Source organism: Exiguobacterium sp. s75 (assembly GCF_018617145.1).
Taxonomy (GTDB): Bacteria; Bacillota; Bacilli; order Exiguobacteriales; family Exiguobacteriaceae; genus Exiguobacterium; species Exiguobacterium profundum.
The window spans coordinates 1,349,663-1,373,937 of record NZ_JACSJQ010000001.1; the positions used below are offsets into that span (position 1 = coordinate 1,349,663).

20 protein-coding genes are annotated in these 24,275 nt (G+C 51.4%); 6 read left to right on the top strand and 14 right to left on the bottom strand.

What is annotated here, in order from left to right:
- Positions 1-86 precede the first annotated feature (86 nt).
- Genes KNO68_RS06965 through KNO68_RS06975 form a run of 3 tightly spaced genes read right to left on the bottom strand, consistent with a single transcriptional unit; the run spans position 87 to position 5,487 of the window.
- Positions 87-1,871 carry an acyl-CoA dehydrogenase family protein gene (locus KNO68_RS06965; RefSeq protein WP_214683894.1) on the bottom strand — a complete coding sequence of 595 codons (1,785 nt, stop codon included), beginning with the start codon at positions 1,869-1,871 and terminating at the stop codon, positions 87-89.
- Positions 1,872-1,884: 13 nt separating this feature from the next.
- Positions 1,885-3,057, bottom strand: coding sequence for an acetyl-CoA C-acetyltransferase (locus tag KNO68_RS06970; RefSeq protein ID WP_012726865.1), 1,173 nt, complete (start codon positions 3,055-3,057; stop codon positions 1,885-1,887).
- Positions 3,058-3,075: 18 nt separating this feature from the next.
- On the bottom strand, positions 3,076-5,487 hold the full coding sequence (locus tag KNO68_RS06975) for a 3-hydroxyacyl-CoA dehydrogenase/enoyl-CoA hydratase family protein (protein WP_214683893.1): 2,412 nt from the start codon (positions 5,485-5,487) through the stop codon (positions 3,076-3,078).
- 214 nt (positions 5,488-5,701) lie between these two features.
- On the opposite strand from KNO68_RS06975, the gene KNO68_RS06980 reads away from it, so the two are divergent.
- Positions 5,702-6,604, top strand: a complete 903-nt coding sequence (locus KNO68_RS06980) for an SDR family oxidoreductase (RefSeq protein ID WP_214683892.1) — start codon at positions 5,702-5,704, stop codon at positions 6,602-6,604.
- A gap of 226 nt (positions 6,605-6,830) precedes the next feature.
- On the opposite strand, the gene KNO68_RS06985 is transcribed toward KNO68_RS06980, so the two are convergent.
- The 6 genes from KNO68_RS06985 to secA2 all read right to left on the bottom strand — a co-directional run bounded on the left by KNO68_RS06985 (position 6,831) and on the right by secA2 (position 16,357).
- Positions 6,831-7,748 carry a proline dehydrogenase family protein gene (locus tag KNO68_RS06985; protein ID WP_078147281.1) on the bottom strand — a complete coding sequence of 306 codons (918 nt, stop codon included), beginning with the start codon at positions 7,746-7,748 and terminating at the stop codon, positions 6,831-6,833.
- A 157-nt stretch (positions 7,749-7,905) separates the two neighbouring features.
- Positions 7,906-8,577, bottom strand: a complete 672-nt coding sequence (gene trhA, locus KNO68_RS06990) for a PAQR family membrane homeostasis protein TrhA (RefSeq protein ID WP_012726872.1) — start codon at positions 8,575-8,577, stop codon at positions 7,906-7,908.
- 95 nt (positions 8,578-8,672) lie between these two features.
- On the bottom strand, positions 8,673-10,115 hold the full coding sequence (locus tag KNO68_RS06995; protein ID WP_078147282.1) for a carbon starvation CstA family protein: 1,443 nt from the start codon (positions 10,113-10,115) through the stop codon (positions 8,673-8,675).
- A 185-nt stretch (positions 10,116-10,300) separates the two neighbouring features.
- Complete coding sequence (locus KNO68_RS07000) at positions 10,301-13,054, bottom strand: bifunctional 2',3'-cyclic-nucleotide 2'-phosphodiesterase/3'-nucleotidase (RefSeq protein WP_214683891.1); 2,754 nt, start codon at positions 13,052-13,054, stop codon at positions 10,301-10,303.
- Between the two features lie 133 nt (positions 13,055-13,187).
- Positions 13,188-13,991, bottom strand: a complete 804-nt coding sequence (locus KNO68_RS07005; RefSeq protein ID WP_047795105.1) for an SLAP domain-containing protein — start codon at positions 13,989-13,991, stop codon at positions 13,188-13,190.
- Positions 13,991-16,357, bottom strand: a complete 2,367-nt coding sequence (gene secA2 / locus KNO68_RS07010; protein ID WP_214683890.1) for an accessory Sec system translocase SecA2 — start codon at positions 16,355-16,357, stop codon at positions 13,991-13,993. Before secA2 ends, KNO68_RS07005 begins: the two co-directional genes overlap by 1 nt.
- A 255-nt stretch (positions 16,358-16,612) precedes the next feature.
- Between secA2 and KNO68_RS07015 the strand changes: the two genes are divergently transcribed.
- Together KNO68_RS07015 and KNO68_RS07020 are read left to right on the top strand one after the other, a co-directional pair.
- The gene (locus KNO68_RS07015) at positions 16,613-17,908 is read left to right on the top strand and encodes a Y-family DNA polymerase (protein WP_214683889.1); all 1,296 of its coding nucleotides are present in this window, start codon (positions 16,613-16,615) and stop codon (positions 17,906-17,908) included.
- The gene (locus KNO68_RS07020) at positions 17,905-18,234 is read left to right on the top strand and encodes a YolD-like family protein (RefSeq protein ID WP_078147286.1); all 330 of its coding nucleotides are present in this window, start codon (positions 17,905-17,907) and stop codon (positions 18,232-18,234) included. Before KNO68_RS07015 ends, KNO68_RS07020 begins: the two co-directional genes overlap by 4 nt.
- Here KNO68_RS07020 and KNO68_RS07025 read toward each other — a convergent pair.
- Positions 18,231-19,787, bottom strand: a complete 1,557-nt coding sequence (locus KNO68_RS07025; RefSeq protein WP_251024867.1) for a SulP family inorganic anion transporter — start codon at positions 19,785-19,787, stop codon at positions 18,231-18,233. The two genes, KNO68_RS07020 and KNO68_RS07025, sit on opposite strands and share 4 nt — an antisense overlap.
- Positions 19,788-19,981: 194 nt before the next feature.
- Between KNO68_RS07025 and KNO68_RS07030 the strand changes: the two genes are divergently transcribed.
- Positions 19,982-20,635, top strand: a complete 654-nt coding sequence (locus KNO68_RS07030) for a hypothetical protein (protein ID WP_214683887.1) — start codon at positions 19,982-19,984, stop codon at positions 20,633-20,635.
- Between the two features lie 28 nt (positions 20,636-20,663).
- Here KNO68_RS07030 and KNO68_RS07035 read toward each other — a convergent pair whose 3' ends face one another.
- The gene (locus KNO68_RS07035; protein ID WP_214683886.1) at positions 20,664-22,076 is read right to left on the bottom strand and encodes an NAD-dependent epimerase/dehydratase family protein; all 1,413 of its coding nucleotides are present in this window, start codon (positions 22,074-22,076) and stop codon (positions 20,664-20,666) included.
- Positions 22,077-22,211: 135 nt separating this feature from the next.
- Here KNO68_RS07035 and KNO68_RS07040 point away from each other — a divergent pair, with 135 nt between their 5' ends.
- A complete protein-coding gene (locus KNO68_RS07040; RefSeq protein ID WP_012726888.1) occupies positions 22,212-22,400 on the top strand; it encodes a hypothetical protein in 189 nt (62 codons plus the stop codon).
- Between the two features lies 1 nt (position 22,401).
- Here KNO68_RS07040 and KNO68_RS07045 read toward each other — a convergent pair whose 3' ends face one another.
- Both KNO68_RS07045 and KNO68_RS07050 read right to left on the bottom strand, forming a co-directional pair.
- Entirely contained in the window at positions 22,402-22,701 is a 300-nt protein-coding gene (locus KNO68_RS07045; protein ID WP_078147289.1) for a hypothetical protein, read from the bottom strand.
- A gap of 2 nt (positions 22,702-22,703) precedes the next feature.
- A complete protein-coding gene (locus KNO68_RS07050; protein WP_012726890.1) occupies positions 22,704-22,910 on the bottom strand; it encodes a helix-turn-helix transcriptional regulator in 207 nt (68 codons plus the stop codon).
- A gap of 178 nt (positions 22,911-23,088) precedes the next feature.
- On the opposite strand from KNO68_RS07050, the gene KNO68_RS07055 reads away from it, so the two are divergent.
- Complete coding sequence (locus tag KNO68_RS07055; protein ID WP_214683885.1) at positions 23,089-23,589, top strand: hypothetical protein; 501 nt, start codon at positions 23,089-23,091, stop codon at positions 23,587-23,589.
- A 37-nt stretch (positions 23,590-23,626) separates the two neighbouring features.
- Here the strand turns inward: KNO68_RS07055 and KNO68_RS07060 are convergent, their stop codons facing one another.
- A complete protein-coding gene (locus KNO68_RS07060) occupies positions 23,627-24,268 on the bottom strand; it encodes a hypothetical protein (protein ID WP_214683884.1) in 642 nt (213 codons plus the stop codon).
- Positions 24,269-24,275 lie beyond the last annotated feature (7 nt).

Genomic DNA, 24,275 nt, shown 5'->3' on the forward strand with positions numbered 1-24,275 from the left:
CTCTCCCCCTCGTCTCTATTGTACGTGGCAGAGCTCAAAAAAAGAAAGGGTCGACCGCGTCCGGTCCACCCTTTCTGTCCATTTGATTAGACGATAAACTTGTTCGCTTTGATGAGGCTCGCTGCGACTTCGCGCTTCGTGCCGATCACATTAATCGGTTGATAGCGGCTGAACTTCTTCATTGCCGAGAGAAGCATACGTTGCTCGTCACCAGACGCCGCTGCGTACAACACTTCTTTCGCCATGAGTTCGACTTGCTTGAACACTTGCTCCGCAAAGATTTCTGTGTAGCGGACTTTGAGCGTGTTCTTCTCTTCGCCTGAACGGGCAATCGCTTTGTCTGTACGAGCGATGGCTGCTTCAAGCGCATAGATGGCACTGATCATGTCTGCGATCTTCGCCAAGATTTCTTGTTCGTTTTGAAGGTCTTGTTGATACTTCTGGACAGCTGTACCCGCGACCATCAAGTTGATCTTCTTCATGTTCGAAAGGAGCATCTTCTCGCGAGCGAGTGGTGAGCCGTCCAATTCTTGTGGCATGTAGCTCATGAGCTCTTTTTGAAGTTTTTGCGCTTCTGCGAGGAGCGGCAATTCACCTTTCATCGCTTTCTTGAGGAGCGTACCTGGGACGATCAAACGGTTGATCTCGTTCGTTCCTTCGAAGATGCGGTTGATTCGCGAGTCACGATAGAGGTTCTCGACTTCATATTCTGCCATGAATCCGTATCCACCGTGAATCTGGACCGCTTCGTCGACAACGTAGTCGAACGTTTCAGAAGCGAATACTTTGTTGAGTGAGCATTCGATCGCATATTCTGCGATTGCTTGTGCGACTTTTGATCCGTCGCGCATGTTCTCATCACCGAGTGCGTCCAAGCTGTCCTGGAACAAACCACCTGTACGATAGACTGAACTTTCCATCGCATAGATGTTCGCTGCCATCGTCGCCAATTTCTCTTGGATGAGTGGGAATTGGCTGATCGGTGTCTTGAACTGTTTACGCTCGTTCGCGTATTGAACCGAGAGGTCGAATGCACGTTTTGAAGAACCGACTGCTCCGACTGCGAGTTTGTAACGACCGACGTTCAAGATGTTGAAGGCGATGACGTGACCTTTTCCGATTTCACCGAGAAGGTTGTCGACTGGTACTTCGACGTCTTCAAGGATGAGCGTACGTGTCGACGAGCCCTTGATTCCCATCTTCTGTTCTTCTGCGCCTGTTGAGACTCCTTTGAAGTCACGCTCGACGATGAAGGCACTGAACTTGTCGCCATCGATTTTTGCGTATACGACGAACACGTTCGCGAAGCCGGCGTTTGTGATCCATTGTTTCTCACCGTTCAAGACGTAGTGCGTGCCCGCCTCGTTCAAGACAGCTGTCGTTTTCGCACCGAGGGCGTCAGAACCTGAGCCTGGCTCCGTGAGGGCGTAAGCCGCGATCCATTCACCTGTCGCGAGTTTTGGCAAATACTTGTGTTTTTGCTCTTCTGATCCGAAGAAGACGATTGGAAGCGTCCCGATCCCGACGTGTGCGCCGTAGCTGAGCGCGAACGAACGTGCTTTCGCGAAGCGCTCCGTGATGATCGAAGATGAGATTTTATCGAGTTGGTAACCGCCGTACTCTTCTGGAACGTCTGCTCCGAGAAGACCGAGCTCGCCCGCTTCTTTCAACAATTCGACAGAGAGGTCGAACTCGTGTTTCTCGATACGCTCGAGGACTGGCATGACGCGGTCATCGACGAATCCTGCCGTCGTGTCCCCAATCATCTTATGCTCATCTGAGAAATCCTCTGGTGTGAAGAGACGCTCTGCGTCGAGTGCGTCAATGACAAAGCTACCGCCTTTAATCAATTCATGTTCTGTACGTTCCATATCCGATTCCCCCTTATAGTAATTCGAAGACACCAGCCGCGCCCATTCCGCCGCCGATACACATCGTGACAACCCCATACTTCTCATTACGTCGTTTCATTTCGTGCAAGATCGAGACTGAAAGTTTTGCTCCCGTACATCCGAGTGGGTGACCGAGGGCGATAGCGCCGCCGTTCACGTTCACTTTCGATGGATCGATGCCGAGTTCACGGATGACACCGAGTGACTGGCTCGCGAACGCTTCGTTCAACTCGAACAATCCGACTTCTTCTAACTTCACGCCAGCCATCTCGAGTGCTTTCGGAATGGCGACGACTGGTCCGATTCCCATCACTTCCGGACGGACACCGCCGACCGCGAACGAGAGGAACTTGGCCATCGGTTGCAATCCTTGGCGTTCTGCTTCTTCACGGTCCATGACGAGAACTGCTGCTGCTCCGTCGGATACTTGTGAAGCGTTACCCGCCGTGACCGATCCTTTGATTTTGAAAGCCGGGCGAAGTTTACCGAGCGCTTCGATTGTTGAATCGGCACGGACACCTTCGTCATGCTTGACGACTTTCTCCACTTCCGCGACTTTCCCGTCTTCACCGAGTACGTGCTCGATGACCGTCACAGGAACGATTTCTTCCTGGAACTTGCCACCTGCGATGGCTGCCGCCGCCTTTTGGTGACTGTTGATAGCAAATGCATCTTGGTCTTCGCGCGAGATGTTGTATTCAGCTGCGACACGTTCTGCCGTATGTCCCATGCTCATGTAGTACTCTGGTGCCGTCTCCATGATGTGTGGGTTTGGACGGATGACGTGACCACCCATCGGCACTTGGCTCATCGACTCCATACCGCCGGCGATGATGGCCGTCGCTTGACCGATCATGATTTTCGCCGCCGCATCCGCGATGGCTTGAAGACCTGACGAGCAGTAGCGGTTGATGGTGATCGCTGGAACTTCGTGCGACAGTCCCCCCCGGACCGCCGCATAGCGAGCGATGTTCATCCCTTGCTCCGCTTCTGGCATCGCACAACCCATGATGACGTCATCAATCGGGCCTTTATATCCTGAACGCTCAAGCGTTGCCTTGATGGCATATCCCGCGAGCTCGTCCGAACGTACGTTACGGAACGAACCGCGTTTTGCTTTTCCGACCGGCGTCCGTGCGCCGGCTACGATGACTGCTTCCCTCATCTGTTTTGTCCCCCTTTATCAGTTCCGTAGTGGTTTGCCTTTCACGAGCATATGTTGCATCCGTTGTTGTGACTTCGGCTCCCCGATGAGGCTCAAGAAGGCTTCACGCTCGATGTCGAGGAAATACTGTTCATCGACGAGCGTACCGTATGCCAAATCGCCACCACTGATGACGTGCGCGAGTTTCTTCGCAATCTTCAAATCATGCTCTGAAATATAACCGCCGTAGAACATTTCATACGCCGCGAGTTCGAGCGTCGCTTTCCCTGTTTGACCGACGACCGGTAACTTTTCACGAACCGGTGCCGTGTACCCGTCAGCCAGTTCAAGGACCGTCTGTTTCGCATCGAACGTCAAGTGGTCACGGTTCATCGAGATGCCATCGACCGCACGGTGGTAACCGAGTGTCTTCGCATCAAATGCCGACTTCGATACTTTCGCCATCGCAATGTTCTCAAATGTCTGTTGCGCAGCCTTCTCGATGTTTTGCATCGATTTTGGTGTCTGCTCAAGGAGACGACGGTACGTGTTGACGTTTCCGCCTCCACCAGGGATGAGGCCGACACCGACTTCGACGAGACCCATATATGTCTCAAGCGCGGCTTGCATACGGGCTGCCGGTAAGCTGATTTCCGTACCACCACCGAGCGTCATGCCGTATGGTGCGGCAACGACCGGGCGACTTGAATAACGAATCTTTTGAACGACTTGTTGGAACTTGTTGATGATCCAATCGAGTTCGAACCAGTTCTCGTCTTCTGCTTCCATGAGCATCATCGCAAGGTTGGCTCCGACACAGAAGTTCTTGCCATCGTTGGCGAGGACCATTCCTTTGAAGTCTTGCTCGACGCGGTCGATCGACTGTTCGATCATCTGCATGATGTCGACACCGATCGCGTTGTTTGGTGATGTGAATTCGAGTGCGACGACGTCATCGCCGATATCGACGAGGCGTGCCCCACCGTTCTCTAGGATGATGCCGTTTGATTTTGCGAGCGGCTTGAGTTTCAATTCTTTCGGGTTGACGGTCTTCTCGACATACGCCTTCGACGCTTTATCGTAATACTGGTCTCCCTTATAGAATGACGTGTTGCCTGCAGCAAGCATCTCATCGATCCATGCCGGGACGTCATAGCCTTCCGCTTTCATACGCTCGACTGATTTCTCCACACCGAGGGCATCCCACATCTCGAACGGTCCGAATTTCCAACCAAAGCCCCACTTCATCGCATCGTCAATCGCAACGATCGTATCGGCAATCTCACCAGTGAGACGTGCCGAGTAAGCGAGCGTCTTCGCCGTGATTGGCCAGAGCAATTGTCCGACGCGACCTTTGTTCAAGATGGCACCTTTCAATTTCGCTTTTGAGCCTGGAAGTGACTTGATTTGATCGAGCTCAGGACCTGTAATCGCTTTCAATTGTTCGTATTCGAACGTCTGAAGGTTCAACTCCTGGATGACCTTGCCTTCTTTCTTATAGAAGCCTTGACCGGCCTTTTGTCCGATCCAGCCTTTTTCGACGAGTTGCTTCATTTCTGAAGGGACGTCGAACGCGTCCTTCTCTTCCCCAGCTTCGAGCGTCTCGTAGACGTTACCCGCCACGTGGACGAACGTGTCGATTCCGACGACATCGAGTGTGCGGAATGTCGCCGATTTCGGACGACCGATGAGTGGACCTGTGATCGAGTCCATCTCTCCGATTGAAGCGTTTTGTTTGAGCATCTCTTCAAACGTGACGAGAAGACCATATGTCCCAATCCGGTTCCCGATGAAGTTCGGTGTGTCTTTTGCTTCGACGACACCTTTGCCGAGACGGTCTTCTGCGAAACGTGACATGAAGTCGATGACCGGACGGGCTGTCTTCTCCGTCGGGATGAGTTCGAGCAACTTCAAGTAACGTGGTGGGTTGAAGAAGTGTGTCCCGAGGAAGCGTGATTTCAATCCTTCCGGAAGGGCACTTGCCATCGCTTCGATGGAAATCCCTGACGTGTTCGAGCTGAGAATCGCATCTTCACGGATGTAAGGTGCAATCTTCTCGAAGAGTTGTTGCTTCACATCGAGACGTTCGACGACGACTTCGATGACCCAATCCGCTTCTTTCAAACGCTCTAAGTCATCTTCTAAGTTCCCGACTTCGATGAAGTTGAGATGATCGGCTGTCGCAAGTGGTGCTGGATTTTGTTTCAGTAGTTTTTGACGGTTTTCTGAGGCGATGCGATTGCGTACTTCTGGTGACTCCAGCGTCAACCCTTTCGCTTCCTCTTTAGATGTCAATTCACGTGGTACGATGTCGAGCATGAGCGAACGAATCCCCGCGTTCGCCAAGTGAGCCGCAATCCCCGCCCCCATTACTCCTGAACCGATGACGACCGCAAAACGAATTGAGTTCGTCAAACGGAGGTCGGTTGATTGTTCGATGTGACTCGTCATAGTGTTCCCCCCTAAAATGAGAATGAATAGTGATTCATTTCACGCGTAAAAAAAATCGCAATCACCATCGTGTTTACTCTTCTATCATAAATGAATGAACATTCATTCGCAAGCGTTCATTTTTCAATTTCATTCCATTTTTTGAATGAGCGATTAGTTTTCAATGGGTGTGGTATAGACAAAAAGAGTCAAATTCAGAAAGGGGAATGTATACATGCATGATAATCGTTTAAACACTGTCGGTAGCCGAAAGGACTTTGAGTCGTTTAAGAAGAAAGCCCAAGAACAGGCACACCAACCGGGAATCGATTCGAAGATGGAGCCTTTCCCGATCTATGAACGGGAAGATTATAAAGGTAGTGACAAGTTAAAAGATAAGGTCGCCATCATCACCGGTGGGGATTCCGGAATTGGAAAGTCGGTCGCCATCTTTTTCGCCCACGAAGGTGCGAACTCCGTCATCGTCTATAAAGACCAAAACGAACTCGAGGACGCGGAAGCGACGAAAGAACGGATTGAGGACTTAGGTCAAGCCTGTCTCTTGCTTCAAGGCGACCTCGGCGAATCTTCTTTCTGTCAACGAGTCGTTGAAGAGACGCTCGAGACGTTCGGTCGGATTGACATCCTCGTCAATAACGCTGCCGAACAACATCCACAGGAGTCGCTCCTCGATATATCAGATGAACAACTCGAGAAGACGTTCCGCACGAATATCTTCAGCATGTTCTACTTAACGAAAGCAGCGCTCCCCTACTTAAAAGAAGGAGCGAGCATCATCAATACGACCTCGATCACAGCCTATGAAGGAAACGACCAATTGATTGACTATGCATCGACGAAAGGTGCCATCACGGCATTCACCCGCTCGCTCGCCAAAAACTTGGCGGACAAGAAGATTCGCGTCAACGGGGTCGCCCCGGGACCGATTTGGACACCGCTCATCCCGTCAACGTTTGACGCGGAGAAGGTGAAATCGTTCGGCGATTCAGCAGAGATGAAACGACCGGGGCAACCGGCCGAACTCGCACCGGCGTATGTCTATCTCGCAAGCGATGATTCGACATACGTCAGTGGTCAAGTCATCCACGTAAATGGTGGAACCGTGATTAATGGATAATTGTTCGAAGACTCAGTTCGTAGCTGAGTCTTCTTTTTGTGCAGTTCATCCAGAAGAACATCAAGAACTTTTCTTTTGGCTGTCCGATCAAATCGGTCCAGATTTTTGGGTAAGTGAGGACGAGAACAAGAAATCGTAACACCTCCGCTACATAGAAGACCGAATGTATCGACGTTATCCATACATCAAAAAGCACGAACATCCTCGACGAATGTTCGTGCTCATTTTATTTCTTCACCATTCCCTTTAACACGAACGCCACGTTTGCCGGGCGCTCTGCGAGACGGCGCATGAAGTAACCGTACCAGTCACGACCGTATGGCACGTAGACACGGACTTTGTATCCTTGGCGCACGAGCTCGAGTTGACGCTCGACGCGGATGCCGTATAACATCTGGAACTCGAACTGGTCGAGTGGAATGTTGTTCTCTTTGACGTGCTCGATGATGGCGTCAATCATATGGTCATCGTGTGTCGCGATGGATGCGTAGTTCCCGTTCGCAAGATGGAGTTTGACGAGCTTCACGTAGTTATGGTCCACGTCCTCTTTTTCAGGGAACGCGACCGTCGCCGGCTCTTTATATGCCCCTTTGACAATGCGGAGGTTCGGCTTGAGCGGCGCAAGATGATTGATGTCATCTTCCGAGCGGTACAAGTACGACTGGATGACCGTTCCGAGACCGTCGAATTCAGCTTTCAGCTTTTTGAACAATTCGAGCGTCTTTTCACAACGCTGCTCATCTTCCATATCGATGGCCACAAAGACCCCGACTCGTTGTGCGACCGTCAAAATTTGACGCATGTTGTCTTCAATCAACTCGTCCGAGATATCGAATCCGAGTGACGTCAGCTTGAGTGACATATAGGCGTCTAATTGCTCTTCTGCCATAATTTCAATCGCACGCATGATCTCGTCGCGATTCGTATTCGCCTCTTCGACCGTCTTAATAAATTCCCCGAGATGATCGACCGTGACCGACAACCCTTTCGCGTTCAATTCGCGAATCGTCGGGACAGAAGCCTTAAAGTCTTCCCCTGCTACAAAGCGTGATGCACCAAATCGTAGGCCATATTTCTTTGCCAAACTGTTGAGTGTTTTGTTTTGTGACATGTAGATAAATCCATCGCGCAACACTTTTTCCATCTGATTTTCCCCCTTACTTTTACACCCATCTATCTCTATGATGATGTCTGCAATTATTATGACACACAAACGTCATTTCGTCTGTATTTTTGTAACCGTTTGCAGCACTTTCTTCCCAACTTTTCAAAAAAGACAGACGTCCCGTAGGACGGCTGTCTTATAGGCTTGTCGAAGGTGCGACATAGAGTAAAATACTGAGGAAGATGAACACGCTTCCCGCTAGGACGAACAAGTGCCAAATGGCATGGTTGAACGGCAGTTTTTGCCACACGTAAAACACGATACCGACCGAATAGGCGATCCCTCCTGCGAGAAGAAGCATGAACCCTTGATGACCGAGTGATTCATACAACGGACGGATGGCGATGATGCAGATCCAGCCAAGTGCGAGGTATGTCACATTGGACACCCACATGTACTTTCCGGTCGAAAATAGTTTCCACACAATCCCGAGAATTGCCACACCCCACACGATCCCGAATAACGTCCAGCCGAGCGTCCCGTGAAGAGTCACGAGGGCGAACGGCGTATAACTTCCGGCGATGAGTAAGTAAATCCCCGCATGGTCGAACACTTGCAACACCCGCTTCGCCCGTGGATGCGGAATGGCGTGCATGAGCGTCGAGAAGAGATAGAGTAAAATCATCGATGCCCCGAACACACTGACCGCGGTGACGTTCCATGTGCTCCCACTCTCTGTCGCGCTCATGACGAGCAGGACGAGGGCGACGATGCTGAAGATGACTCCCAGGCCGTGCGTGACCGCGCTCGCAATCTCTTCCCCGAGCGTGTCGGCATGGAGCATCTCTTTGAGTTGTTCTTGTTTCATGTGCTCCCACCTTCCGTAACTGTTCTTTCTAGTATGGACATTTCCCGATTTAAACACAATCAAAAACACGGGCTACCGATTAGCCCGTGTCGAGATTATGCGACTTCTTTCACCGGAACGTCACATTCCATTTGTGCTGCTCGCATCGCGCGTGCCCGTTTGTGGAACAAGACGAGAAGCGTCAACGTGCCGAGTGTCGAGATGACGTACGGAAGAACTCCGTCCAGCTTGAAGCCGATTGGCGCCGTCAAGATGTAGAACCAAACCGCATACAACATGAACGTCCCCGGAAGGAGCGCGATATAGTGATTGCGCCCTTTAATGTAAAGGTACATCGCCCCGACGAACAGTGCGATGACCGCCGTCGTCTGGTTCGCCCAGTTGAAGTATTGCCAAAGCATTTGGAAGTCCATGTTCGTGAGCACGTATGAGATTGCGAAGAGTGGGAGTGCGATCCAAAGACGTGACGAGAACTTCTTCTGTGCGATCGACATGTAGTCCGCGATAATCATTCGGGCGCTACGGAATGCCGTATCGCCTGACGTGATCGGTAAGACGATGACTCCGAGAATCGCGAGCGTGCCGCCGATGCTGCCGAGCATGAGTGTCGCCACTTCTTGCACGACGAGTGCCGGAGTGCCCGCACTGATGAGTCCAAGTAATTCACCCGGCTCAAAGATGGCCATCGCCGCTCCAGCCCAAATCATCGCGATGACCGCTTCGGCGATCATCATGCCGTAGAAGATTTCACGACCGTTGCTTTCTTTCATCGTCGTCCGCGAAATGATCGGTGACTGTGTCGCATGGAAACCAGAGAGCGCCCCACACGAGATCGTGAAGAAGAGGAGCGGCCAGATCGGTAAGCCGTCCGGATGCATGTTCGTCAATGTCATCTCTGGAATCTTGTATCCTTGAGCGAACAAGCTGACCGCAATCCCGATGGCACTGATGACGAGTAGCGCCCCGAAGAACGGGTAGATACGTCCGATAATCTTATCGACCGGGAGAAGCGTCGCCAAGATGTAGTAAGCGAATACGGCGAAGATGACGATGGTGAGCGTCGATGCGTTCCCATCGAACAAGTTGTTGATCATGTTACTCGGAGACGTGACGAACACCGTCCCGACAAGAAGTAAGAGTAAGAGTGCAAACCCGTTGACGATATGGCGGAGCGAACGTCCGAGGAACTTCTCCGCTAGTTGTGGCAAGTGTGCCCCATTGTTTCGAAGGGAAATCATTCCTGTCAAATAGTCATGAACCGCACCGGCAAAGATCGATCCGAAGACGATCCAAAGGAAGGCGACCGGTCCGTAGAGCGCCCCCATGATCGGTCCAAAGATTGGTCCGACACCGGCGATGTTGAGCAATTGAATCATCGAGTTCCGTTTTTTGCCCATCGGCACGTAGTCGATGCCGTCCTGAGACGCATAGGCAGGAGTCGTCCGCTCTTCCTTGATGCCGAACGTCTTCTCGACGTAACGACCATATACCAAATACCCGACCAAAAGTAGTGCGAGTGCGACGAAGAATGTAATCATCTGTCAGTCCCCTTTTCCGTACATATGTAGCCGAACCCCATCGGCTCTTCGGTTTACACGTGTCATGTAACCGATTACATGTTTGATTATACATAAGACTAGATGATAATGTAAGGGCTTTCATTCACATTTTAGACACTTTTATTCGACAAAAAACGACGCCCGATTCGGACGTCGTTCTGTACTTATTTCAAGTTGAAAGTTGATTGTTTTGCGCCAGAACCATCGTAGTCACTCGCGATGACTTTGTACGTCCCTTTCGCAAGGCCTTTTTTGAATGTGAACGTATACGTACCAGCCCAGCTCGCCTTCACTTTTGCGACTTGCTTGCCTTTGGCGTCTTTCAAGAGGACCGTCGCGCCTGGTGTCGTTTTCCCGATCAAGGCACGCGTACCCGCTTTCACGCCTTTCGTGTTCTTCGGCGTCACCATCTTAGGTTTCTCAATCACAAATGACTCGGATTCAACTACTTTACCAGAAACATCTTTCGCTTCGATTTCATAGCTTGCCGCAACGAAACCAGCACGCTTCGTGAATTCGAATTTACCAGATGCGTCTGCCGTCGCATAGGCGATTCGTTTTCCGTCCCGCTTCAACACCATTTTCGCACCTGGCGAAGACGTTCCCTTCAGTACTGGCGTATTGGCATACGTCAAACGTTTCGAGATGGCAGGCGCTCCGACAAATCCGTCTCCGACGACTTTCGTTTCCGTCATCGTCTTCCCGTTCAATTCGCTTTCAATCGTCAATGACTGACGGAGTTTGAGCGGTTTGACCGTCAAACGGTACATGCCTTCTGCATCGGCTGTCGTCGTGGCGAGAACCGTTTGGCCATCTTTTAATGTCACGTTCGCATTTGGCGCCGTCTTCCCGGTCACGACTTTCGCACCTGGTTTGATGACATCGACCGAGAGCGTCAAATCAACTGGTACTGCCTCGAGCTCCGTCGTATAAGTGCGGAAGAGACGACCTGCCGCATCTTGACGGGTCGCGTCCGTCGCTTCGATTCCTTCGTAAAGGTTCAAGTACTGCTTCCCTGCATCCGCTGTCTCAAATGTCACCGATCGCTTCGCGTCTGCGACAATCTTCCAGTTGTTGTCGGCTTTGTAGTCCAACTTGTCTTTACTTTCGACAATGTAGTCCGAGATGACGTTACGTGTCTCATACGCTGAGCGATAGACGATGTTCTTCCCGCCACCAAGGCCTGGGAACGATGAAGAACCTGCGCGATAGTTGTTCGTCGCGACTAAGAACTCTTGGTCCATCTTGATCGGTTGTCCATTGTACTCGACGTTCTTCACGCGATTCGCGTTTTCGTTGACGAGCTTTCCGCCGACATCGAACTTCGCAGGACCTGTGACATCGATCTCATACGTCAAACCGTCGAGAATATCGAAGTTGTAGCTACGGAATTGAAGATTGAGCAAGTTTTCGCCATCTTCTTCGATTTGGTCAAACGCACCCGCTGACATCTCGAGCCAATCCATGACATCTTTTCCTGTCACTTTGACGACTTCGAGCGTGTTCGGATACACGTAAAGGTCCGCGACGTTTTTCAAAGCGATTTGCCCTTTCGGGATATTCGTATAGTAGCTTGCATCTGTCAATTCACGTCCACCCGCTTTGAACGGTGCGCCTGCTGACAAGAGTGGCAACTCTTTATATGCAGAAAGTTCCGGGTTCGTTTCAAGCTCTTTCTCGACATACCACTTCTGTGCGTTCGTCACGAACTGAACCGATGCATCATCACGGACGAGTGCGAAGTAGCTCTGGATGTCATCTTGAATCTCACCGACCGGTTGGTTGATGTAGTCGATTGTCGCCAAGTGGTCGTCTTCGATCAACGCTTGAATCGTCGGGTCGACCGCCGTATCTTCCTTCACCGTGTCGAGTGCTGCTGACGCATCGACGATTTGCCATTTCCCTTCTACGAGTTCAAGTTCGAAGTCGATAACGCCGAGGTCCTTCCCTTGGTTGTTCGCCATGACGACCGGTTTGCCATTGATCGTCCCTTTTGTCATGTCGACGTTCGGGAATGAGGCGAACATGCCTTTCGCATCCGGGAAGCGACCGTGTTGGTGCCCCGTCATGACCATGTCGAGTCCGTCAATCTTCGTGAGCGCGTATCCGACGTTCTCTTCGCTGTCGAGTTGTTCGTCCGCGAGCGCCGCACTGTCACCGATGCCTGAGTGCGCGAGGGCGACGACGACGTCCGCTCCCCGGTCTTTCAATTTTTGAACCGCTTCACGTGCGGACGGGATGATATCCTCTGCCGTCACACGGCCTTGAAGGTTCCCCGAATCCCATGACATGATTTTCGGAGGGACGACTCCGAATACGCCGACTTTGATCGTATGCGTTTCCCCATCCAAGTCTGTGACCGTTCGTTCGATGATTTGGACCTCTTGTCCATCCACGTTGAACTTCGAGACGATTGGGTTGCCTTCTAAATCTTTGACGTTCGAGTTGACAAAACGCAGTTTCCCTTTCGACCCTTCCATCGCGTTGTATAAGAATGCGAGACCGAAGTTGAATTCATGGTTCCCGAGTGTGACGGCATCGTAGTTGAGTGCCGCCATCGCCTTGTACATCGGATGTTCGAACGCTTCATTTTTATCGACTTGGCTCTCACGGACGTAATCGCCAAACGGTGTCCCTTGAATCGTGTCCCCGTTATCGAACAAGAATGTGTTCGTTTCCCCAGCGGCTCCACGATGTTCCTTGATGAGTGTCGCGACTTTCGTCAACCCGATTGTGTTGTCGATCTTGTCTTGGAAGTAGTCGTAGTTCGTGATGTTCGTATGTAAGTCTGTCGTCTCTAAGAAACGGAGCTTGACGATATCCTCGTCCACTTCTGCCAAGACGTTCGGTGCCTGTAGTGGCAAAACGGTTGGTAACACGAGCGCGGTCGCGATCGACCATTTCAATGCGGTTTTCATGTGATTGTCCCCTTTTTTTGGTTGATAATTGTCTAACCATATTCAATATAACACCAGCCGTCTTTCCCTCCTATTAAAATTTTGTATAAAAATAGACCTAATTTCCTTTACAAAAATTAGGTCTATCCTCCTATTATTGTTTGATACGAACAGTGAACGGTCCATCGCCTTCAATTTCTTCAAATGTGACCGATACCGGGTACGCATGTTTCCCGTGAACCGGCTCTTCAAGACGAATCATCGTGAAGCCGACCACGTCCTCCCCACTCACGAGTTCAAGCGGGAGCTTCTCGACGTTCAAATGGCGGTCGTAGCCGTTGCGAAGGAGAATCGTCGCCGTGACGTCCGTCTCTTCCTTCTCCACCGATACGAGCATCAAGTTGAACTCGTTCTCCCCGACTGGCGGCGTCGAGATGTTCGTCCGCATGAGCTGTTGCCATGCACGTGTCGAGAACTTCGTCTCTTCTCCCGGTGACACGGGCTGAAGCGGGTCAATCGGGTTCATTTGGAAGACGAGTCGGAGCGAGTCGTACGACTCCACTTCCCCGAACATCTCATCCAAGAAGAAGTCCAAATAAACCGGCTTGCTCGTCCACGCCTCAAAGCTCGGCAGTTCAGAACGTCCGAGGACCTTCCGTCCGATTGGGACGTTATTCGCGTCTAGCAAGAGGACCGGCAATTCGTTGATCTCGAACGAGCTCGGAAGCGTGTTGCGGAACAACGCCACGATCGACAAGTCATGCCCGATCGACTCGACGTTCAATAACTCAATTGAGAGCTGATTATCGAGAAGTGGTGGAAGTCGTTTCGCATGATAACGGAAGACGTACTCGTCCTCTTTCGGGATCCCCATCGCGTCGTCGATGACGAGCGTCAATTGGCGCCCTTCCTCTTTATTTCCTGTCTCAATCTGTTTACGTTTACGAAATCCTAACATTATACTTCCTCCTCTGCCATCTCAGCGAAATAACGGTCGAGCTGGCATAGTTCCGTCGTCACATCCCGGGCGATATTGATATACGTCTGTTCGAAGATTTCCAGTCCTTCTTTTCCGAACTGACGGCTCGGGTCTTCCTGACCGTAGCTGCGAAGCCCGATCCCTTCTTTCAATCCGCTCATCGTCGTCAAATGGTCCGTCCACTTCATGTCGACGGCGCGGAGAAGCGACTCTTTGGCGAAGAGGACGATGTCGTCCTGTTCGAGGCGCGACGCCGTCGCAGCGATGATCGTCTCCATCCAGTCGTTTAAAGCATCCTTCAGTTCACGCGTATCGGCGATGTCTTTTGCCCATGTCGGCTCCTGCATCGTCAAGTAGCGTAAATCATCTTTCAACTCATCGATTGGCCATTCCTCAGGCACGAGTTCATCCGACACATGCATATCGATGCTGTTCTCGAGGGCGAGACGCATCATGCCGAGGACGTTTTTCGTGATGGCATCCGCATCGGCGTTGACGGCCTGGTTACGAATCGTATAGATGATATTCCGTTGTTCGTTCAAGACGTCATCGAGTTTGAACAAGTAGTCCCGAATCGAGACGCCGAGTCCTTCAATCGTCGTCTGCGCATATTCGATAATCTCGATCGCATCTTTCGTTGAGACCTCACCTGTCGCACTCGGCTTCAACTTCTTCTCCACGCGTTCTAGTTTCTGCGCCGCATAACGTTTCACGATCTCATCTTCGAGCGAGACGAAGAACTCGGTCGCACCCGGGTCGCCTTGACGCCCCGAACGACCGCGGAGCTGGTTGTCGACACGTTTTGACTCGTGGCGCTCCGTCCCGATGACGAAGAGACCGCCCGCTTCCTTCGCTTTTGCGTCGAGCGTGATGTCCGTTCCACGTCCGGCCATGTTCGTCGCAATCGTCACTTTGCCGAATTGACCGGCGTCCGCAATGATATCGGCTTCCTGAGCGACCGTCTTCGCGTTCAACACGTCATGCTCGATCCGCTTCTTCTTCAAATGCTTGCTGATGGCTTCCGATTGTGCGATCGAGGTCGTCCCGATCAAGACCGGACGTCCCGTCGCATGTAGTTCTGCCACTTTCTCAGTGACCGCCGCATACTTTTGCTCGGTCGTCATGAAGATGCGATCCGGATGGTCGACACGTTGACGTTCGCGGTTCGTCGGCACTTGGACGACGTCCATGTTGTACGTCTTCAAGAACTCTTGGCGCGACGTCTGGGCCGTCCCCGTCATCCCCCCAACGAGCGGATACATGCGGAAATAGTGCTGAATCGTAATCTCCGCCGTCGTCTTGTTCTCTTCGGTGATGGTGACGCCTTCTTTCGCCTCGAGCGCCTGATGCAACCCTTCTGACAAGCTCCGACCTTCCATGATGCGTCCCGTGAACAAGTCGATGAGTTCGATCTTGTCTTCACGCACGATATAGTCGACGTCAAGTTCGAACAAGACGTTCGCACGGAGCGCCTGGACGAGATAGTGATAGAGCACCTGGTGTGAGGCGCTGAACAGGTTGTCGATGGCGAACAGCTCTTCAATCTTGACGATTCCTTCTTCCGTGAACGTCGCAGATTTCGACTCGAGGTCGACCTCGTAGTCGGTCTCCTCGAACTCAGAAATGATCTGTTGCGCCAACTGTTTCAAGCGGATATGTGACCGGTCCTTCTGCGCGATGATGAGCGGCGTCTTCGCCTCATCGATTAAGATGCTGTCGACTTCATCGACGATGGCGAAATGGAACGGACGTTGGACCCGTTCTTCCGGCTTATGGACAAGGTTGTCACGCAAGTAGTCGAATCCGAACTCTGTCCCGACCCCATACGTGATATCCGCCTGATATGCAGAACGCTTCTCGTCCGCTTCGATGTCCGGGACGTTCAAGCCGACCGTCAACCCAAGGAAGTCGTGAATCTTCCCAATTTGCTCCGCATCACGTCTCGCCAAATAATCGTTCACCGTGATGACGTGGACGCCTTTTCCTTCGAGCGCCTTGACGTAACTCGGCAAAGCGGCGACGAGCGTCTTCCCTTCCCCCGTCGGCATCTCCGAGATGTTCCCTTCGAGGAGGGCGAACCCACCGATGAGCTGGACGTCATAGTGACGCATGCCGAGCACACGGACTGACGCTTCGCGGACGAGAGCGAACCCTTCTTCCGCGATGTCATCCACTTTCTTTCCATCCAAGAGACGTGCTTTGAGCGTCTCCGTATATGTACGCATCTCGTCATCCGAGAGGGCTTTCATCGTTGTCTCTAATTCATTAATACGCGCGACCCGTCGTTCGTACGCTTTCAAACGCCGGCTTTGATCATTCGTTAACTGTTTTACAAATTGGATCACACTAATAGCCTCCATCTTTCTATCAATTCATCACTTACATACTCGTCTATTATAACGAAAATCGAACCAATTCGGAGACTTTTTTACGAAAACTTCCTAAAAGTTGGTTTTTAGACACGTGAAAACCTATAAATTTTGGTTAATTTTTAAAAAGTATTTGTAAAAATATTTTCAATTCACTATTTGAGATGACGTGAGACCGTGTTACGATGAAAAAAAAAACAGAACATTTGTTCGTAAAAAGGAGTGGTGACGATGCGCAGACGAATCTTTTGTATCGACAGCGTCTCGTTCTATGCCAGTTGCGAGTGTGCCGCGCGCAACAAAAATCCTTATCAGACGAAGCTCGTCGTCCTCTCGAACCTGCAGGACAGCGGGGCACTCGTCCTCGCTGCGACCCCGAAGATGAAGCAGCTCGGCATCAAGACCGGGTCACGCCGCTTCCACATCGACCGCCTCCCGTGGCACGAACGACGGGACGTTTTGTATGCCGAGGCGCGGATGAGTCACTATTTGAACGTCTCCATCCAAATCATCCACATCCTCCATCAGTTCGCCCCGCCCGAGGCGATTCGCGTCTATTCGATCGATGAGACGCTCGTCGACATGACGGGGACGGAGCGACTGTTCGGAAGTGACGAGCACGTCGCCCACCTCATGCGTGCGACGATTTTTCGCTATACGGGCATTCCCGTCACCATCGGCATCGGACCGAACAACGTCCTCGCCAAGCTCGTCCTCGATTTGCATGCGAAAAAGAAAGGGGTCGCCACGTGTCTTCTCCAAGACGTCGAACGGCTCATCCATCCGGCGCCGATCGAGAAGATGTGGGGTGTCGGCACGAAAATGGCGGTCCACCTGCAGCGGCTCGGCATCTGGACGATCGGGGATTTGGCCCGTTATCCGCTCGAATCCCTTCATGAAAAGTTCGGTGTCATCGGTGCAGAACTTTGGCATCATGCTTGGGGCATCGACGAGTCGCCGACCATCCTGCCGGCGAGCTCTTTGTTCGGTGCGAAACGGACGCGACCGAAGTCGATCGGACACGGTATCACTCTCATGAAAGATTACACGACGTATTCCGCAATCCGGCTCGTCTTACAAGCGATCGCGGTCGAAGTCGGCATGCGAACCAGGCAAGCGGGACTCGTCGGAGGGACGATCCATCTCGGGGTGCGCTATACGCGGACGAGCGACCGGGCTGGCTTCAGTAAACAAAAGAAGCTCCCCCGCTTCACAGCGGATGAGCAAGAGTTTCTCCCGATCTTATTGCAGCTATTTTTAGACGGCTGGGAAGAGACGGAGGCCGTCCGTTACGTCTCGGTCGCTCTCGACAAGCTCGAGCCACGGAGCGATCACGTCCAGTTATCGTTCTTCGAAGACGAATGGGCGAAGGCGAAACGGCTCGACTTCCTCGATTTGATTGACGGCCTGAACGTCCGGTTCGGTCGCGGCACGATCCGACCGGCGTCGAGCCTACTAAAAGACAGTCCGCTCCGGACGCGCCAACGTCTAATCGGCGGACATAAACAAGGAGGCGATTCCTCATGAGCAAGACCCGCTATCGTGACCGGGGTGAGTTGAAATGGATCCCATTTCTCATGCCCGAGCACGTCGCCCTACTGAAACGTTATTATGCCCAAATCCAAAAGATTGAACTGCCCGACTTGGACGAACAGCTCCTCTATCTTTGGCAGACCGAGCTCGAACGGGCCATCCGTGAAGGCGACCAAGTCGAGGTGACCTTGTTCGTAGACGGCTTGACGACAAGCATGCGCGGCTACGTCCACGCCATCTATTATGCCGAGCGCGAGGTCGAGCTGTTCGATGGCGAGGTGCGCCGCGTCCCGTTCGGCGACATCTTGTCCGTTCGTTAAGACGCCTCGATCGCTTCTTGGGTCGTCTCGAACGTCTCGATCCCGTCGAGTAGCCCATAGTGAGCAAGCGTCGCGCGGACCGATGGCGACAGGTGCGCGAAGATGACGTGCCGGTCGGCCGCTTTCAGTTCGGTGATGACACGCCGCAACTCTTCGACCGCGGTCACGTCGATGACGGGGCAACGATGAAAGTTGAAGATGAACACGTTCGGTTCCCGATGGATGTGATGGAGGACGTGCTCGAACAACTCGACCGCACCGAAGAAGAGCGGGCCTTCGACACTGAAGACGATTTGGCCGTCTCGCGTGACGTACCGTTCTGTCCGTTCGCGCACATCGATCGTATCGGCCATTCGTTTCGCGAAGAGCGCGAGCGCACAGATGACGCCGACCTCGACGGCGACGACCAAGTCGACGAATACCGTCAATAGTAACGTGACGAGAAGGACGAGCGATTCGGATGAACGATGACGCAACATCGTCATCACGTGATGGCGTTCGGACATGTTCCAGGCGACCCGCATCAAGATCGGAGCGAGTGCGGCGAGTGGCACGTAACTCGCGAACGGCGCGAGGACGAGAACCGCAACGAGCACCGTGATCCCATGGATGACCCCGGCACGTCGACTGACCGCTCCCGCCTGAATGTTCGTCGCCGTCCGGGCGATGGCACCTGTCGACGGGATCCCACCGAAGAACGGTGTGATCACGTTCGCGAGCCCTTGCCCGAACAGTTCCTTGTCCGGTTTCATCTTCGTCCCCCCCATCCCGTCGGCGACCGTTCCCGAAAGAAGTGACTCGAGTGCGCCAAGGAAGGCGATGGCGAACGCGGACGGGAGGAGTGTTGTGATCAGGTCGAGGTCGATCGCAAGCCAGTTGAATTCCGGCAGTCCGCTCGGGATGCCGCCGTAGGCACTTCCGATGGTCGTGACCTCACCCGGGATGAGGACACTGACGAACGTCGGGACGAGCATCGCCATGAGTAAAAGGGGTAAACGGAACGGCAGCTTCGGGACGAGCCAAAGCGTCAAAAAGCCGATTCCGGCAATGACGATCGGCCAAGGACTCGCTTCGGGCAACGCCTGACCGAGGCGAAGCAAGTTCTCGTGAAAATGTGGCGCCTTCTCAAACGTGACCCCTAACAACTCATCGAGCTGGTCGACGAAGATGACGACGGCAATCCCGGCCGTGAAACCGATCGTGACGGCCCGGGGCATAAACCGGATGAGCCGTCCGACCCGGAGCACGCTCATGAGGAGCAGCAACATTCCGGCGAGAACGGTCGTGACGAGCAATCCCTTATATCCGTATGCGAGGACGACACCCGAGACGATCGGGATGAACGCTCCCGTCGGTCCGGCAATCTGGAACGTCGAACCTCCGAACAGGCTGACGAGGATTCCTGCGAAGATGGACGTGTAGAGCCCATACACCGGCGGGACGCCTGAGGCGATGGCGAATGCCATGGCGAGCGGGATGGCGACGACACCGACCGTGATCCCGGCCGAGATGTCCTTTTGCCACATCTCACGCGTGGAGAGTGAGTCTTGCATCATACATTCCTTCTTTCCAATCAGTTCAAAAGCGAGTTTAGTGTACGCCTGGAAAGAGGGCTTGTAAACGGATTGAGAAAAACGTTAACAGAATGTACAAAGAACGAGATGGTACAATAGGCATTAGACACACACTGATAAAAGTTAGAATCATTGAACTGATATTACCTTCCGTAACAAAGGAGATATAATCTATGGAAAAACAGTTTGCCATATTAAAAGATTTATCTGAATATCGTACACCGACTGAAATGAAAAATTACTTTGAAGAGGTGATTCAAGCACTGAAGGACGACCGCATGGCTTTAAAGATTTCGAGGTTACGCAAAGGAGAATTCAAAGAGTTTCAAGAGGAGTTTGTACCCGCTTATGTATTTTCCCTCTCGCCTTATTTCCCAAAAGACGCTAAAGCGAAAATCATCATCGGGAATCAAAATTATGACTTTGTCATACTGCATCCAAATGGGACCGAAGAAAAGTTCGAAGTGAGTTCTTACATAAACGGACCACGGGATGTGGAAATTGCACAAGCTTTAAATGAACAAGGGATGTGGATCTCAAGATTAAAAGGTTATGAACAGCTAAAGGAACAGGCTGCCACGTACATTGAAGAAACAAAAAAGAACATGCTGAAAAAATCTCAAAAGGATTATACCCATGCATCTCTATTATTTGAAGTTTCTACTTTTGAATTTTCCGTCATCTTTCACAATGAGTTTGATACCTCTCTCTTGGACTTAGCAAAGTTCATGTACGACACTCCATTCAAAGCAAAACACGTATATCTCATCGTTCAAAATGGAGATGACATTCCGACGGTAGCTTCTAACATCATCAAAGTAAAGTAAAAAGACGCACCTTTCGATGCGTCTCCCTTCAATTCGTCGGAGCCTCTACGACTTGATCGCCATCTTCCGCGTCTTTCGCCAGCAACTTCACATGACGACCGAATAACCACATGACGACGAGATGGGCTTTCGCCTGTGTCTTCGTATAGAACCACCACGGGAGGGCCGGTACGAACTCATGGATGGCGACGAGTCCTTCATCCGACTCCGGTAAGCGTCTAAACTCGAGACGCCCTGTCTGATCCTCTTCACTTAACTTGACGAACTTGCCCCCGTCAATCGCAAAGGATGCCATATCGTCCGTCGCTTCCTGTTCAAGCGATAGATGAAGCGCGACGAACGACGGATCGAGCAGCGCAATCTCCCAATCATCATCTTCTTTCGTCGTCTGAATGAGCGGATACATAAAACGACCGAGCCATTCAAAGTACGTGTCCGCCATCCAAAGCGCCGACTTTTCTTCCGGCAGACCGAACCGCTGAATCGAACGGACCGTATACGATTTCGGTTGCTTTTTCTTCTTACCGCCCGAGGACTGCTTCTCTTCTTCCTCAAGCGCATGTTCGACCGCCTGTTTGAACGGAATCTCTCCCTGGCCGATACCTTCGACCGTGTCTTCCGCGACCATCGCGTGCCCCATGCTCTCGACGAGCGGATAGACGGTCGCCTTCGGTTCACCCGTGACCGCCATGACCCACAGCCGCGACAGTTTGATTGTCGGGAACGGGAAGTCGATCAAGACGCGACGCTTGTCCATGACTTCGGCTGTCTGCTCGATCATCTTCCGATACGTCATCACCTCGGGACCCCCGATGTCGATATGACGGTCATAAAGCGACTCGGCACCGACGACCGAGATGAGTGCCTGAACGGCTTCCCGGATGTCGATCGGATGTGTTTCCGTCTTTGTCCAACGTGGCAAGATCATCGTCGGCAATCGTTTGACGAGCTTCGCTAAAATCGGGAACGACGAACCTTCCGGACCAATAATCAGTCCAGCCCGAATCGTTGTTACCGGTACCCCTTGTCCGCCGAGGATGCGTTCGACTTCGAGTCGACTCTTCAAATGACGCGATAACGTCTTCTCTTGTTTCGGGATGATTCCGCTCAAATAGACAATCTGTTCGATGTCGTTCGCCTTCGTCGCCCGGGCGAAGTTGTCCGCAATGAGCGCGTCCATGTCCTCGAACGTCGCTTGCGTCAAGCCGCCGTCCGGAATCATCGAGTGCACGAGGAACATCGCGTAATCAGCGCCCTCGCATGCTTCTTTCGTTGCTTCGTATGAGAACAAATCACAGGCACGCCACGTGATATGGGCCTCATCTTCTTTATTCTTCGTCGATCGCGATAACGCGATGATGTCATACTCTTCCTTCAGCTGCTCCATCACGTTCGAGCCTATATAGCCGCTCGCCCCCGCAATGACAATCGTTTTTCGCATAATGGTCACTCCCCTAATTATTCGCATAGAGGTAATGTACCCTTCTTTTTAAAAAGATAAATCAGTCTAAGTATGTAGAGCCTGCTCGACCGATTCATACTAAAATGAGAATAATTAGAAAAAGGAGGGATATTCATGGGATTTTGGTACTTTCTTTTGCTTGGGTTGGGAATTATCCTCATCGTGCGAGGGATTGCAAGTAGCGCGAAACAAGGTGGATTGATTTTAGTCGGGCTTGTGATGGTCGGGGTATCCATATTTATGTTCCAAGATGGCAGCGCGGACTTGGTCGCGAATTGGTTGGATCAAATCACCGGTCGATAAGTCATGTCCTGCGAATCACAGCAAGATAAATTGACGATCCGATGCTTTGTATGAAAAAGACAAGCATGACAAAGTAGATGAAATAATATTGATCGAAAACTTGAAAAATTGCGACGAGGGCGACACCAACATAGACACCGATTGACAACATCGAATAAGAAATCGATTTGACTTTTAAGGCGATCTGTCGCCCTCGTTCGTCTTGTGATTCGATTTTTCGTTCAAAGTTCGCCTTATAAAGTTCTGAGACAATTACACCAACAATCAAGACAAGAATTCCATACAGCAATACTTGATCCATCTTCACTCCTCCTCATATGTAAATAATGCGGGTAGTTCTTCATCGAGTACCGCCGCAATTTTGAACGCAAGGATGAGCGACGGGTTATACTTGTTTTTCTCAAGTGCAATAATCGTTTGACGACTTACTCCGACTGAATCAGCCAATTGCTGCTGGGTCCAGCCTTTCTTTGCACGACTGAGGAATATTTGATTTTTTAACGTCACCATCGCCTCCTCATTGTATTCAAGTTCAGTGTAAACTATTTTTTTTACTAAATGTTAAGAATATATTACATAAAAAAGATTTTAAACCAAATATACCCTTTAGCATGTAGCTATCATCCACGTGAATCGTCTGAAATGACACTACATTACGATGCGACTTTTATATGGAGGGAACACGACGATGAAACAGTTCAAACGAGTAAGTGTCCTTGCGTTATTCGCCTTGATTGGATTTGCTCTTTTCCATTATGCGACTGAGTCAAAGACAGGTTCCGCTGCATGGACGACAGAAGCTGCGACACATCACTTCAAAGATATCTTAGAAGCGCAGCGAGAGGCGATTGAAGCGCATACTCCTCTTGAGAATATCGAGCGAACGAAACTGTCACACGAAGATGACGTCGTCCGGCTCCTCCTCGGTCAGCGGGATTGGGTCGAGCAATTCCACTATACGATTCAGGAGGTACAAGTGGACGAAAAAGGTGGACTTCTATACGCAAATGCTTATGTGACAAGAAATCTTCAATTTGAGAGTGGTGTCACGACCGGGCTTGGTGACGAGATGACGATTCAATTGAGGTCTCCGAATGAGGCGATCGAAGAGGTAGAGCTCGACAATCATAGCGTGACACAATCAGGCCAACCCTTTTTCAAACGCTGGATCAGTCGAGTGTTTGACTGAACAAATCCCACTTTCCGATTGGAAAGTGGGATTACTGTTAAAACGATAAATCTAAACCAGTACCATCATCAAGAAGTTCTCCGTTTTTAGCGGTATAGTCAACACGAATCTCGGCTCGCTTCAGGATGTCGTTCTCTTGTAACGCAGACATCCACGTCCGAACGCGCTCTTCGTCATCGGCTTCCGGCTCCCGATGAAGCGTCAATAAGATTGTCGGCGAAACGTCGGCTGTCTGATAGGCGATTGGATTTGCCGAGGAGACATCGAGTTGTCGGATACTTTCTTCGTCATATAGGACGACATAGGTGACGTCTGCACCAAACGCCGTATCAATCGAATCTTCAATCACCTCTGTGACCGCATCTTCCCATTTGGATGAGAGAAACGTATCAACGATTTCTCCGGTCGATTCATTCTCGTAAACATAAAATTCCGTTCCCGTCACCGAATCCACCGCAATCGCCGCATATTCAAACGGAAAGTTTCCCATGTTGTCGAATAATACGTCCTCTGTCACTTCAGCATCTTTGAATCGCTCGAGTACATATGATTCAGCCATCTTCATCACTTTTGCTTCCTCATCGGGATCTGGTTGCATCGACCGATAAAAGGCAAATACCAACCCCGCCACCCCAATCACGCCAAATCCGACCAAAAGCCACTTCAAGTAACGTTTCATGTCGACT